The sequence below is a fragment of the Microvirga medicaginis genome (genome assembly GCF_052658925.1).
Window position 1 is genome coordinate 160,437 of sequence record NZ_JBQWEL010000001.1, and the last position, 13,772, is coordinate 174,208.

The 13,772-nt window shown below is 61.0% G+C and carries 11 protein-coding genes; 3 read left to right on the top strand and 8 right to left on the bottom strand.

The features are described from left to right. The first annotated feature begins 29 nt into the window (after window positions 1–29). From ACUXUR_RS00775 to ACUXUR_RS00785, 3 genes are all read left to right on the top strand, one after another. Window positions 30–1,181, top strand: coding sequence for an efflux RND transporter periplasmic adaptor subunit (locus ACUXUR_RS00775; protein ID WP_445500391.1), 1,152 nt, complete (start codon window positions 30–32; stop codon window positions 1,179–1,181). Window positions 1,182–1,202: 21 nt separating this feature from the next. After that, complete coding sequence (locus ACUXUR_RS00780) at window positions 1,203–4,388, top strand: efflux RND transporter permease subunit (protein WP_445500392.1); 3,186 nt, start codon at window positions 1,203–1,205, stop codon at window positions 4,386–4,388. A gap of 93 nt (window positions 4,389–4,481) precedes the next feature. Further along, on the top strand, window positions 4,482–5,711 hold the full coding sequence (locus ACUXUR_RS00785; RefSeq protein WP_445500393.1) for an adenylate/guanylate cyclase domain-containing protein: 1,230 nt from the start codon (window positions 4,482–4,484) through the stop codon (window positions 5,709–5,711). A 77-nt stretch (window positions 5,712–5,788) separates the two neighbouring features. On the opposite strand, the gene ACUXUR_RS00790 is transcribed toward ACUXUR_RS00785, so the two are convergent. From ACUXUR_RS00790 to ACUXUR_RS00825, 8 genes are all read right to left on the bottom strand, one after another. Continuing rightward, window positions 5,789–6,808: a S1C family serine protease gene (locus ACUXUR_RS00790; RefSeq protein WP_445500394.1), complete on the bottom strand. Its 1,020-nt coding sequence runs from the start codon at window positions 6,806–6,808 to the stop codon at window positions 5,789–5,791. A gap of 83 nt (window positions 6,809–6,891) precedes the next feature. Further along, window positions 6,892–7,245 (bottom strand): helix-turn-helix domain-containing protein, encoded by a 354-nt coding sequence (locus ACUXUR_RS00795; protein WP_445500858.1) that lies wholly within the window; start codon window positions 7,243–7,245, stop codon window positions 6,892–6,894. Window positions 7,246–7,459: 214 nt separating this feature from the next. Next, window positions 7,460–8,383 (bottom strand): S1C family serine protease, encoded by a 924-nt coding sequence (locus ACUXUR_RS00800; RefSeq protein WP_445500395.1) that lies wholly within the window; start codon window positions 8,381–8,383, stop codon window positions 7,460–7,462. Window positions 8,384–8,550: 167 nt separating this feature from the next. Next, entirely contained in the window at window positions 8,551–10,152 is a 1,602-nt protein-coding gene (locus tag ACUXUR_RS00805; protein ID WP_445500397.1) for an N-acyl-D-amino-acid deacylase family protein, read from the bottom strand. A gap of 40 nt (window positions 10,153–10,192) precedes the next feature. Then, window positions 10,193–10,624: a hypothetical protein gene (locus tag ACUXUR_RS00810; protein ID WP_445500859.1), complete on the bottom strand. Its 432-nt coding sequence runs from the start codon at window positions 10,622–10,624 to the stop codon at window positions 10,193–10,195. Window positions 10,625–10,728: 104 nt separating this feature from the next. Beyond that, window positions 10,729–11,790 carry a D-TA family PLP-dependent enzyme gene (locus ACUXUR_RS00815; RefSeq protein ID WP_445500399.1) on the bottom strand — a complete coding sequence of 354 codons (1,062 nt, stop codon included), beginning with the start codon at window positions 11,788–11,790 and terminating at the stop codon, window positions 10,729–10,731. Between the two features lie 18 nt (window positions 11,791–11,808). Then, on the bottom strand, window positions 11,809–12,690 hold the full coding sequence (locus tag ACUXUR_RS00820; protein WP_445500401.1) for a MurR/RpiR family transcriptional regulator: 882 nt from the start codon (window positions 12,688–12,690) through the stop codon (window positions 11,809–11,811). Beyond that, on the bottom strand, window positions 12,687–13,766 hold the full coding sequence (locus ACUXUR_RS00825; RefSeq protein WP_445500403.1) for an ABC transporter ATP-binding protein: 1,080 nt from the start codon (window positions 13,764–13,766) through the stop codon (window positions 12,687–12,689). Before ACUXUR_RS00825 ends, ACUXUR_RS00820 begins: the two co-directional genes overlap by 4 nt. Window positions 13,767–13,772 lie beyond the last annotated feature (6 nt).

Below are 13,772 nucleotides of genomic sequence, written 5' to 3' on the forward strand. Positions count from 1 at the left end.
GCCGCATCGATGCCGATCAGGAGGTTCGCATGCGTTGTCTCCGGTCTGTCGTTGTTCTTGGTACCGTCACTGGATGGCTGGGCGTCTGCAGTCCGGTGCTTGCCCAGGGGAGCCCGGCGCAAGCACCGCCCGTGACCGTCGCGAAGCCGGTGGTTAGGAACATTGTCGAGCAGACTGATTTCATCGGACGCTTCGAGGCCATCGATCAGGTCGATATTCGAGCGCGTGTCTCGGGCTATCTCGACAAGGTGCATTTCCAGGACGGGACCTTTGTCAAGGCGGGAGATCTCCTCTTCACCATCGATCCGCGGCCTTACCGGAACGCTCTTGAGCAGGCTCGGGCTGCGGTTACATCCTCCCAGGTCCGCATGGAATTCGCGCAGAGCGATCTCGACCGGGCCGAGCAGCTGCGCCGCACCGGCAACATCACCGACCAGCTCTATGATCAGCGGCGGCAGTCATTCCTGACTGCAAAGGCCGAGCTCGATCGAGCGCAGGCAGCTTTGCGACAGGCCCAGCTCGATCTGGAATTCACGGAGATAAAATCTCCTTTGTCGGGGAGGATCTCCCGCAAGCTCGTCTCCGAGGGCAATCTCGTCAATGCTAACGAAACAGTCCTGACGAATGTCCTCTCGCTCGACCCGATCCACTTCTATTTCGATGTCGACGAACGTTCGTTTCTGGCCTTTTCGCGCCAGACCCATGGAGGAACGAAGACCACCGCCAATGGAGAGACCAACGAGGTTCTGCTCACCTTGACGGATGAACGCCTTGAACGACGCAAGGGGCAGCTCGACTTCTTCGACAATCGGCTGGATGCCGCCAGCGGTACCATTCGTGCCCGCGCACTCTTCGAGAACAAAGATCTTTTTCTGACCCCTGGCCTGTTCGGTCGAGTCACGGTCGGCGCCTCAGATCCCTACAGGGGCATACTCCTGCCCGACGAGGCCATCGGCAGCGATCAAGACCGGCGCGTGGTCTATGTCGTAGGCGAGAACAACGTCGTCAACCTCAAGCCGGTCCGCGTCGGTCCGAGGATCGATGGCTACAGGGTTATCCGGGACGGTCTGACCGGCAATGAGACGCTGGTCGTGAACGGACTTGTCCGGGTGCGGCCCGGAGCGCCGATCACGCCGCAGATGACGACGCTTCCTCCGACACGAGAGCGAAACGGCACCTGACCTCGCGACGGGGAGGCCCCCATGCGCTTTGCACATTTTTTCGTCGACCGGCCCATCTTCGCTACCGTCCTGTCGGTTATCTTCCTGATCGTCGGTGGAATCGCCTACACCACGCTGCCGGTCGCCCAGTATCCCGAGATCACGCCGCCGACGGTGGTGGTCAGGGCCAGCTATCCGGGGGCCGATGCCCAGACCGTAGCCTCCACCGTTGCAACCCCGCTGGAACAGCAGATCAACGGCGTGGAGGACATGCTGTACATGTCCTCCTATTCGACAGGCGACGGCTCCATGGCCTTGACGATCACGTTCAAGCTGGGGACCGATCTCGATGAGGCCCAGGTGCTCGTCCAGAACCGGGTCGCCATTGCGACGCCACGCCTGCCCGAAGAGGTGCGGCGTCTCGGAGTTACGACGCTGAAGAGTTCTCCGGATCTCATGATGGTCGTGCACATGCTCTCACCGGACAACTCGTATGAGCAGCTCTACATCTCGAATTATGCCCGCAACTACGTGCGCGACATTCTCCTGCGCCTCGACGGGGTGGGCGATATCATCATCTTCGGCGAACGCCAGTACTCTCTGCGGATCTGGCTCGATCCCGAGAAGATTGCAGCTTACGGCCTGACATCCAGCGACGTGGTTCGCGCGGTCCAGGAGCAGAACGTCCAAGTCTCAGGCGGTGCCCTTGGGCAGGAGCCGACACCAACCGATGCAGCCTTTCAGCTGACCGTCACGACACAGGGGCGCTTTGAAGATCCGCGCCAGTTTCGGCAGATCATCGTGCAGGCCACGCCGGACGGGCGCCTGGTCCGTCTGCAGGATGTGGCCCGGATCGAACTTGGCGCCCAGGATTATGTGACGAATTCCTATCTCAACGGAAAGTCTGCCGTTGCTCTCGGGATCTTTCAGCGGCCCGGCACCAATGCGTTGGCTGCGTCGGATCAGATCATCCGGACCATGGAGCAGCTTAAAGCCAAATTCCCGCCGGGCATTGCGTATCAGATCGTCTATAACCCCACCGAGTTCATCGCTGAGAGCGTGAATGAGGTCTACAAGACGCTGTTCGAGGCGACCGCTCTTGTCGTGCTTGTGGTGATCGTGTTTCTGCAGAGCTGGCGCTCGGCCATCATTCCCATCGTGGCGATTCCCGTCTCGCTGATCGGCACCTTCGCCATGATGGCAGCCTTAGGCTTCTCGCTGAACACGCTCACCCTGTTCGGCATGGTGCTCGCGATAGGCATTGTGGTGGATGATGCGATCGTGGTGGTCGAGAACGTCGAGCGCAATATCGCCACCGGCCTGTCACCGCGGGATGCCGCTCACGTGACGATGGATGAAGTCGGGGCTGCTCTCGTGGCCATTGCGCTAGTCCTGGTCGCAGTCTTCGTGCCGACAGCCTTCATCCCCGGTATTTCCGGTCAATTCTATAGGCAGTTCGCTCTGACCATCGCCGTCTCGACGGTGATCTCGGCATTCAACTCCCTGACCTTGTCCCCGGCTCTTGCCGCGTGGCTCCTGAAGCCTCACACTCATGAAACTCCGCGCAATCCGCTTCTGCGAGGAGGAAGAGCCCTGGCGAGCGGCTTCAACCGGGGCTTCGATGCGACCTCCCGCGGCTATGCCCGGGCTGTCGGATCGGTCGTGCGGCACAAGCTGATCGTGTTGCCGATTTATGTCGGCCTCATGGCTGGAACGGTGTGGATTGCCAACCACGTGCCGCGTGGGTTCATTCCAACCCTCGACCAGGGCTATGCCATCGTGGTGGTTCAGCTGCCGGATGGGTCTGCCTTGTCCCGTACCGATGCGGTCGTGCAGCGGGCTTCAAAGATCATCCAGGAAACGCCCGGCGTTGAAGATGCCGTCGCCTTTGCGGGCTTCTCCGGCGCAACCTTCACCAATGCGACCAATGCGGCGGCCATCTTCGCCAGATTCAAACCTTTCGACGAAAGGATCGAGGCCGGAGATTCAGCAACCAAGATCATTGGCGATCTCTTTGCCCGTATGCAGCAGATCGAAGAGGCTTTCATCATTGCCATTCCGCCGCCGCCTGTCCGAGGCCTCGGCAACTCGGGGGGCTTCAAGATCCAGCTTCAGAACCGGATTGGCGACGATGTGCGCGGAATTCTCGCTGTCGCCTACCAGTTGATGGGACAGGCCCGGCAAAATCCGAATCTCGCCGGCGTATTCACGACCTTCTCCGCCAATTCTCCCCAGGTCTATCTGGAAATAGACCGCCAGAAGGCCAGCATTCTGAATGTGCCGATTCCGAACATCTTCGAAACACTTCGGATCAATCTCGGCACGGCATATGTGAACGACTTCAACGCGTTTGGCCGCGTCTACCAAGTGAGGGCCCAGGCAGATCAACGTTTTCGGGTCGATCAGGAAGACATCAACCGCTTGCGCGTCCGCTCCTCTACGGGGGCTCTTGTTCCATTGGGCACACTCGTCGAGATGCGCGAGGTGTCCGGGCCGGACCTGATCCAGCGTTACAACATGTTCACCTCGGTCGCTCTGCAGGGCAATGCGGCCCCGGGTGTTTCCTCCGGAGATGCGCTGAACATCATGGAGGATATGGTTCGACAGAGCCTCTCACCGGGGATGGGGTTCGAGTGGACGGAACTCGCCTTCCAGGAACGGCAGACCGGCAACATGGCGGTGTTCATCTTCGCCCTGTCCGTGCTTTTCGTGTTCCTTGTTCTTGCGGCGCAATATGAAAGCTGGTCCCTGCCGCTTGCCATCATCCTCATTGTTCCGATGAGTGTTCTCTCCGCACTTCTCGGCGTGATGCTGCGAGGGCAGGACAATAACATCCTGACTCAGATCGGCCTTGTGGTTCTCGTCGGATTGGCTGCGAAGAACGCCATCCTTATCGTCGAGTTCGCCAAACAGGCGGAGCTTGAAGGGAAGACACCCGTGGAAGCGGTCGTGGAGGCGTGCCGGTTGAGGCTGCGCCCCATCCTGATGACGGCCTTTGCCTTCATTCTCGGCGTGCTTCCGCTCGTGATCGCAACCGGGCCAGGAGCGGAGATGCGACAGGCGCTGGGGACAGCGGTGTTTTTCGGGATGATCGGCGTGACGCTGTTCGGGCTATTCCTGACTCCCGTGTTCTATGTCACCCTGCGGCTCTTGGTGCTGCGCGTGTTCAGGCGCTCCATTCCAGAACGATCCCGCACGGTGGAAGTCCAGCCGTCCGCAGCCGAATAGGAGAGCCAAACGTCCGAGCCTTGGAGACATTGCGAATGGAACGAGTGCGCTTGTGCCGATGCTGGGGCGATCAAGTCATATCGGAGGTTTTTCGTGGATGCAGCGCGAATAGCAGGCCTGACGAGATGGGTCATGGAGGCCGGGCTGAACGGCATGATGGAGCCGGAGATCCTTCATGGCTTCTGCAACCGCTTGGTTGAGGCAGGCCTGCCGGTCAGTCGGGTGAACATGATCATCGACACGCTGCATCCCGTCTACGAGGGGCGCGCCTTCCGCTGGCGCAAGAACCAAGCGGATATCGAGCCTGTTGTCGAGTATGGCCGCACTCATGAAGGCGAGGCCGCCGAAAACTGGCGCCGCAGCACCTATTATCACCTCTTTCACACAGGGGACGACATGCTCCGGCGCAGGATAGGCCCGGAGCATCCAGCCGATTTCGTCGTTCTGGACGAACTGCGTGGGGAAGGGCAGACGGATTATCTGGCTCTCGCACATCGTTTCGCGGCCGAGGGCTCCATTGGCGAAATGGATTGCGTCTACTCGTCCTGGACGACGGATGTAGCCGCCGGCTTTTCGGAAGATCAGGTCTCACTTCTGCGGGATCTGGCGCTGCCACTGGCTCTTGCCGTGAAATGTGCGTCGCTCGCGCGCATCACCGAAACTCTCGTGACGACCTATCTCGGCCGGGATGCTGGTCGCCGGGTCTTGAGCGGCCGGATTGCGCGCGGCGTTACGGACAGGATCCAGGCCATCCTGTGGTTCAGTGACCTGCGTGGCTTCACGCATGTGACTGAGGCCGCCGAGCCCGAGCAGATCATTCCTTTCCTGAACGACTATGCAGAGGCGATCGTCTCATCGATCCACGATGCCGGCGGCGACGTGCTGAAGCTTATCGGGGATGGAATCCTTGCAATCTTTACCGCAGAGGACCCGGCGCAAGCCTGCCGATGCGCTCTCGACGCTGAAAGGAGAATGCGGGCCCGTATCGGCACGCTCAACAAAGAGCGCGCATCCAACAATCTACCGGTTACCAATGCTTATCTCGCTCTCCACATCGGCGAGGTCTTCTATGGGAATATCGGCAGTCAGGATCGTCTGGATTTTACCGTCGTGGGTCCTGCGGTGAATGAGGTCAGCCGGATTGCCGCCCTTTGCCGTTCGGTCGAGAGAGACGTTCTGACTTCCTCGGCTTTCTTTTCGACTGCGTCGGAGAGTGACAGGGCGGCTCTCTTGTCGGTTGGCCGGTATGCCTTGAGAGGCGTCGTGCGTCCCCAGGAACTCTTTACCCTTGACCTTGGATCGATGGACAACGACAGGACTTGAAGAGACCCTTTGGCGGCTCAAGCCCTGTCGTGGACGATGTCGGGAATGCGATCTGGGATGGTCGTACCTCTCTCCCTCTACCTCGGTCGGGCAAACGCTGTCTTGCGTTCTACCGGAGTAACCGCCACGGCGTGCATTTCGCCACGCCGGAGAACCACGGCTTCCATGGTCCGCCCGATGCAGTCGCCGTTCAGAAGCCGTACGAGATCGTCGATGCCCCCAACGGGTGCGCCATTGAGCGAGAGGATCACGTCGCCCGGTTCGAGATGCGCTTCTGCTGCGGGGCTGTCGGCCTCGACAGCCGCAATGACGACCCCAGAGTTGAAGGGCAATCCTGCTGCGTAGGCGACGCGCCGCGGAAGTGGCACCGTCTGACCCGCCACACCGATCGAGGCCCGCCGGACACGCCCATGACGGATCAGCTCCGTGACGACAAAGCTTGCCGTATTGCTGGCCACTGCAAAGCAGATGCCTTGAGCGCCCATGATCACAGCCGTATTGATGCCGATGACTTCGCCGGATGTTGCGACGAGTGGTCCGCCGGAATTGCCGGGGTTCAGGGCCGCATCGGTCTGAATTACGTCGTCAATAAGCCGCCCCGATTTCGCGCGCAGGCTTCGCCCGAGGGCAGAAACCACCCCGGCTGTGACCGTGGATTCGAACCCGAGCGGGTTGCCGATTGCGATGGCGATTTGGCCCCGTCTCAGACGCTTGGAGTCGCCAAGGGCTGCGAATGGCAGCCTGTCGCCATCGGCCCGTAACAGGGCAAGATCCGTATCAGGATCATCGCCGATCACCCGAGCTTGAACCGGACGCCCATCGTGGCCGATCAATGTGGCCTCTCGGGATCCCTGCATGACATGGCTGTTGGTGAGCAGGAGACCATCCGGAGAGATGAATACGCCCGAGCCCATGCCGGCTGTGCGGCCCGAAATCTGTGGCTCGACCCGGACCACAGCAGCACCGACACGGTCGACGACGCTGGTCACCGCCTGCGAATAGGCATCGAGCAGAACTTCATCGTGAGGAGAGGGCGGCTGCTGCCCTGAGGATGGATTATCTTTATCGAGAAGAAATTTTGGTGTGCGATCGAGCATGGAGGGCTCCGACAAGTATATCGTTTCTCCTTATGTGGTGATGGCCAAGTCCCGATCCAAGAATGGGGAACCTCCGCCGATATTCACAACAGAATGAGCCCGAGGCGCACGGCCTGTGCGACCGCATCCGTACGGCCTGTGGCGTCGAGCTTCGCGGCGATCGAGGCAACATGGAACTTGGCGGTGTGGAACGATATCCCGAGTCTTCGGGCAATCACTTTGTTTGAGGCCCCCTCGGCGAGCAGTCGCAGGACTTCGAGTTCCCGCACGGTGAGTGCATAACCGCGCTGCACATCATTCGGATTGTCCGAAAGGCGGTTCAATGTGCCGTCCGGCAGTTCCGGATTAGGGACATGGCGCGGGAGGATCGCGAAGCCGCGGGCTGCCGCGTCAATGGCCAGCAGCAGATCCGCGATAGTCACATGGCGAGGCAGCACTCCGCTTGCTCCAGCATTGAGGACCGCAAGCGCATTCACGGATTCTTCGAGAATGATCGTGGGTGCCTCTTCGCGAATGGGCAGATGGTCGGCGATCACCACGTCGGGTTCCCGAGAATCCAGAGAAACCCTGTTCGGCTCGCCGGCCAACATCGTGCCGATGCGTTCGAGCAGGTCTTGATCTTCGATATGAAGCGCCACGCGTTGCAATGCTTCACTCGTGAGGATTGGAGCGTTCCGCAATCTCTACGGTAAGTGATGTCTGTTTCCCGGATCGCAACATTCCAAGCACAACCGATTGGCCAACGCTCTCAGGTCCAAGGAGCGCATAAACGCGACGGACCGAATACAAGGGATCGGCATTCCACCGGATCAGGACATCGCCTTGCTTGATCCCGGCTCTCTGGCCGGGGCCGCTGGAATCCACGCTGATGACGATCAGACCTCTCGGTTCGGTGAGCCCCGCCGCATCGGCAATGGTCTGATCGATCGATACAGGCTGGAGGCCGAGCCCCAGATAGCCGCGGGCGATCCTTCCGTGGTCCAGCAATTGCTGGGCCACCCGTTCGATGGTCTCCGATGGAATGACCAGAACGCGCCCTCGGGGCCCAAGCACCGTCATTCCGATGATCTCTCCACTGACATCGAGAGCGGCCCCGCCCTCGGATCGGGCATCGAGCCTGAGGTCCAGATGGAGTCTGCGATCGATATGGCCGCCGCGCAGGCTCCTCCATGGGCCACCTGCAAGAGCCACGATGCCGAGGGCGGCGCTCAGACCGTCGGCCTGACGGCCGGCAGCAAGGACAAGATGTCCGGTCCGGAGACGGGATGTCTCTCTAAAGGGGATGTCGGCAACGGGTTGTTCCTCGGTGCGCAGGAGGGCGATGTCCGTGCTCGGATCGCGGCCGACGAGAACTGCGGGTGCTCGACTCCCGTCCGGGCGAGTGATCAGGATGTCCTCGTCCGTCTCCAACGCTTCTTCCGCGGTAACGACAAGGCCGGGACGCCAGAAGATGCCGGTCGAGGACCTGCGTCTGGCACCATGGATCGCTACGAGCCTTGGTGCGATACGATCAAGAAGATCGGCAATCTGGTTCGAAATGGCATCGAGGGAGAGGTCGGATAACGGAGTGGACATGACATACTCTCCTTTGCACGTCATGGCCTATCCTGCCGGCAAATGCCGTTTTCGGGTACTGACCGGGTGGCTAGGTGCTGCCTTAGCCAATAGATCCGGGACGCTGTTCAGTTGGGTCTGTCGGAGAGCGGCGATCGTATTCCCAAGATGGGCTCTGTCTCCGGTTCTTACACCGAGTCTGGAAGCATCCGGCCCGGTCGGGCTCCTGTCGGCGCACCGTCGCGTACAATGGCCTCTCCGTTGACCCAGACATGGGTAATGCCGGACGGCAGAAGGGTCGATGCGTCGAAGGTGGCCCGGTCTGTCACGCCTTCTTCGAACAGCACCAGATCGGCCATCATGTCGGGCCGCACCAAACCGCGATCTTGCAGGGAGAAGCGCTGTGCCGCAATCGATGTCATGCGCCGAACGGCATCCTCGATGGAGAACCAGTCTTTGTCCCGGCGCAAGGGGCCGATGATGCGCGGAAATGTGCCATAGGCGCGCGGATGAGGCTTCGTGCCGGGGCGTGGCAGGCCGTCCGATCCCACCATGTGCAGCCGGTGGCAGCACGCAGCATGCAGGTCGTTCTCATCGAGCTGGAAGAGAATGACGCCGGTCTGGCCTTCGTCCTCCTCGACCAAGCGGATGAGCAGATCGTAAGGTTCGGTTTTCTCGTGCTCGGCAGCCTGCCGCATGTTCAGGCCTTCCAGAGGCTTGAGTGCCGGATTATTGACGCCGGAAATGCGCACATTCTCCCAGCCGATCAGGGACAGCTTGCTCTGGCCGTGGAAAGCCGGGCCGCCGTTCTCCACCCATCGGCGCAGCACGGGGCCGATTTCGGGATCGTGCAGTCTCTGCTTCAGTTGGTCGAGCCCTCCTTCGAGAGCAGCGGGCGGCAGCAGTTGCAGGAGATAGGTGCTGCCTGCCGGATAGGGATACATGTCGAAGCTGATGTCGATGCCCTCCCGTCGCGCGGCTTCCAGGGTCTCCAGGGCGCGGGGAATCCGGCCCCAGTTCGGGCGCCCCGCCGATTGAAGGTGCGAGAGCAGCCCCGCCGCGCCCGATTGCCGGAGGATCTCGATGAATTCCTCGATGGCTTGGATGAGCTGATCCTCATAGCTGCGCACATGCGCGGTCATCAGGCGTCCATGGGCCTTCACGACCTTCGCCAGTGCCACCATCTCGTCGAGAGCGGCGAAGGCACTCGGGGGATAGACCAGCCCGAGAGACAGGCCGATTGCCCCCTGTTCGAGCTGCCGGTCGAGGAGAACTTCCATGGCGGCGATCTCCTCCGGTGTCGCAGCGCGGCGCTCATAGCCCATCACCGCGAGACGCAGCGCCGCATGGCCCACCAGCGAGACGACATTGATGGCAACGCCCTGATGAAGGCGCTCGCGGTAATCCGCGAAATCGTCGAAGATCTCCTCGGGCGCCGTCTGGCCGAGCAAGCCGGAAAAATGTTTGCGTAGATCCTCGCGGGATTGTCCGCGTGCCGGATAGAGCGAGAAGCTGCAATTGCCGACAATGACGGTGGTCACGCCCTGCAGCGCTTTTTCTGGCCGATCCGGGTCGCGAAGGCAAATCAGGTCGTCATGGCAATGGGCATCGATGAAGCCAGGTGCGAGATAGCAGTCCTGGGCATCGACACTGGTTGCGCCGGGCCCTGCCTTCAGGTTCGCGCCAACGCCGGCAATTCGCCCGCCGACCACATGCACATCGCCGCGGAACCAGGGGGCTCCAGTGCCGTCAATGATCCGGGCATTTCGGATCAGCCAGTTTTGCGTCATCGTCTTCTCAGCCGGAAGTTCAAGAAAATGGCGGCGCGGTTCAGCCGCGGGGTCTGCCCATCGGGAATGGCATGTAGCCGACGAAACCCGTGATCTTCCAACGTCCGCCAAGGCGGGCGCAGAAATACAGGGTCTGCCAGTTCAGCACCTCGACGCCGTCCTTCAGCGCGATGGTCCCATCGAACTTCTTGTGACAGACAGCCGTGTCCCCCTTCAGGTCGATGTCGCGCATGTTCGTGGCGCGAAATAGGGCGTCGCGAACAGGTTCGGCATATTCGACCGCCTGAGAGGCTTTTGCCTGGCGCAGCCACTCGTCGCGATAGGTTTCCAGATCAGGAAAATCGAGACGCCAGCTGTCGGGCAGCTCCGATTTGTGCGCGTGCAGGCCCAAAAACCCTTCCCTGCGGAAATCGGAATCCACTATCGACCAATCGGCTGCGAGAAAGGCGTCGATGTCGCGCTCGACCAGCATGGTCCAGATCTCGCAGCGATCCGGATCGGTTTCGGAGAAGGGATTTTGCGTGTGAGATATCACGACGGAACCTCCAGGATTGGGGCAGGAGAGGGGGAGCGGTTTTAGGTAACCTTGCCGCGAGCCGCGACCGGAACCGTGTCGATCACGTCGTCACCGCGCACGAATGCGACTTCGTCGAAGAGGTTCGATACGGGGCAGACATGGTTGGGAATGATGCGGACCATCTCGCCCACCTGCGGCTTTGCCTGAGAATGCCTGAGATCGACGATACCGTGCTCCTCACTTAACGAGACGATAGCAGCATCCGGATATTCGACGATGCGGCCGAAGCCCTGAAGGCCCAAAGTGTCGCTGGTGAGCGCCTTCGAGCCGGTATCGAGGATCGCGCGGGTGTCGGTGGGACGCGAGACGACAGTTGCGAGTACCGTGAGGGCGCAATCGTCAAAGCTGCCGACGCCTTCCTGAACCTGAAAGCGGTCGAGATAGATATACGTGCCGGGGCGGTATTCCGTGGCCGCGCGATTTTCGTCGCTGTGCCAGATGTCCGGCGTTCCTCCAGTGGAGACGATCTCGGGCGGGAGGCCTGCTTCCCTTAGCAAGGCGGTCGCGCGCTCCAACCAGGCGTTCGCCTGCGCGACCATGCCTTTCGCGGGGTACGTCATCAGACCGGCAAAACGCAGCCCCTCCGAACCGGCGATGCGCTTGGCTAGAGTAAGCGCCTCCTCGGGTGTCTGGACGCCGACGCGCCCGCCGCCCGTGTCGCATTCCACGAGAACGGGCAGGGTGAGGCCGGAGCCTGCAAATGTCCTGGAATAACCGTCGATAGTGGTGGTGCTGTCGGCCGTGACCTTGATGGATGTACGCTTGGCGAGCGCCAGAAGGCGCTTCAGCTTGGGCTCGCCGAGAATGTTGTAGGGAAGGAGGATGTCCGTGATCCCGGCATCCGCCATCACTTCGGCCTCGCCGATTTTCTGGCAAGTGATGCCGATGGCGCCGAGCTCCATCTGCCGCTTGGCGAATTGCGGCAGCTTGTGGGTCTTGATGTGGGGGCGCAGCTTCACTCCATGGGTGTCGGCATAGTCCTGCGCGCGCCCGAGATTGGCTTCGACGCGGTCCAGGTCGATTAGCACGACGGGAGTGTCCAGCTCATGAATCTTGGTCATTGCAAAGTCCGATTATTTCTAGTCACCAAGGGGCAACCGGGGATCGTTGACGTTCACCGCAGCGAGGCTGTGCTTGATGCGGCGAAGCCCTTCGAGAACGGGAGGGCCGATGGCTTCGGCCGTGGTCATTGCGATCAGATCAACGATGGCCATCATCGCATACCGGGCGGAGTTGGGTTTGTAGAGATTGCTGTCTTCCGGCACAGAGAACGGCAGAAGGATTTCCGCTTCCCGGGCCAAGGCCGATCCCGGTGCGGTCACGGCAATTGTTTTGGCTCCGTAATGACGGGAGATGCGCACGGAGTCGACCACGGAAGGCGAGTAGCCGGAGATCGAGAAGGCGACCACCACCATTTCCGGTGTCGCCACCGAAGCCGTCATTCTCTGCATCTGACCGTCGCTGTGAGAGATGACGGACAGTCCGAGACGGAAGAGCCGATTATGGAGCTCCATCGCCATGATGGAGGAGTTGCCGCCGGAGCCATATGACAATACCGAGCGCGCCGTGGAGATATGATCGGCGATCAAGCCGATGGTCTCCATGTCGACGCTGGAGCGCAGGCGCTCGATCGCCGTCACGGCGCTACCGCATACGGCTGCAAGAACCCGTTCCTCGCGCTCCTCGCGTTGCAGGGGGACGGGATTGAGATAATTGCCACCCACGGCCAGAGCCTGAGCGAGATGATATTTGAAGTCGCGGATGCCATCGCAGCCGAGCGCTCGTGCAAAGCGGGTGACGGTGGGCTCACTCACGCCCGCGCGGCTTGCAATGTCGGCAATCGGCGCCTTGGACACATAGGCGAGATCGCTCAGGATCATCGACGCAAGCCTGCGCTCCGCCTTGGACCCGTCCTTGGCCCATCGGCGAATGCGGGTGATGATGTCCTGTGTCGCCCTCACACTCGGACTCCCGGTAGGCGCATGCCGGTGTCGGCATCGAACAGGTGGACCTTCTCCGGTTCAACGGACAGGTTCAGCGTCTCGCCAGGACTGACGGAAATTCTCTCCCGGAAGACCGCGCGCACTTCCGAAGGGCCGACATGCCCGTAGACGTGACTTTCCGAACCAGTGGGCTCGATAACGTCCACCACAAGCCGGATGGGACCTGCGGAATCGAGCCGGTAATGTTCCGGTCGAATGCCAAGGATCACGCTGGCGCCGTCGGGTGCAGATGCGGCCGCAACCGGCACCAGGGCGCCGTCCGAGAAGCGAATGGACGTGCCCTGATTGGACCTCAATACCGTTCCATCGATGAAGCTCATGGCTGGGGAGCCGAGGAAGCCTGCAACAAATCGGTTCGCCGGATGATCGTAGAGCTCGAGAGGGGTGCCGACCTGTTCGACGCGCCCGCCATTCATGACGACGATGCGGTCGGCCATGGTCATGGCCTCGATTTGGTCGTGCGTCACGTAGATGATGGTGCTCTCGAATTTGTGGTGCAGCGCCTTGATCTCGGTCCGCATCTGCATCCTGAGCTGCGCATCCAGATTGGAGAGAGGCTCATCGAACAGGAAGAGATCGGGATTGCGGACGATGGAGCGCCCCATGGCCACGCGCTGGCGCTGGCCGCCGGAGAGCTGGCCGGGGCGCCGGTCGAGGTAGGCGCCGAGATTCAGCATGGCAGCCGCGCGATTCAGCTTTTCCTCCGTTGCCTGTGCATTCTCACGGCGGATGCGGGGGCCGAAGGTGATGTTGTCCCTCACCGTCATGTGAGGGAAGAGCGCGTAGGACTGGAACACCATCGAGATGTTGCGTTTCTGCGGCGGTACCTCATTGGCGCGCCGGCCACCGATGCGGATCTCGCCGTCGGAGACCGTTTCCAATCCGGCGATCATGCGCAGCAGGGTGGACTTTCCACATCCCGACGGGCCGACGAGCACGACGAATTCGCCATCTTCAACGGCAAGATTGATCCCATGGAGAATTTCGAGGGCGCCATAGCGCTTCTTGATGTTGTCGAGGTGGAGATCGGCCATCGGAAT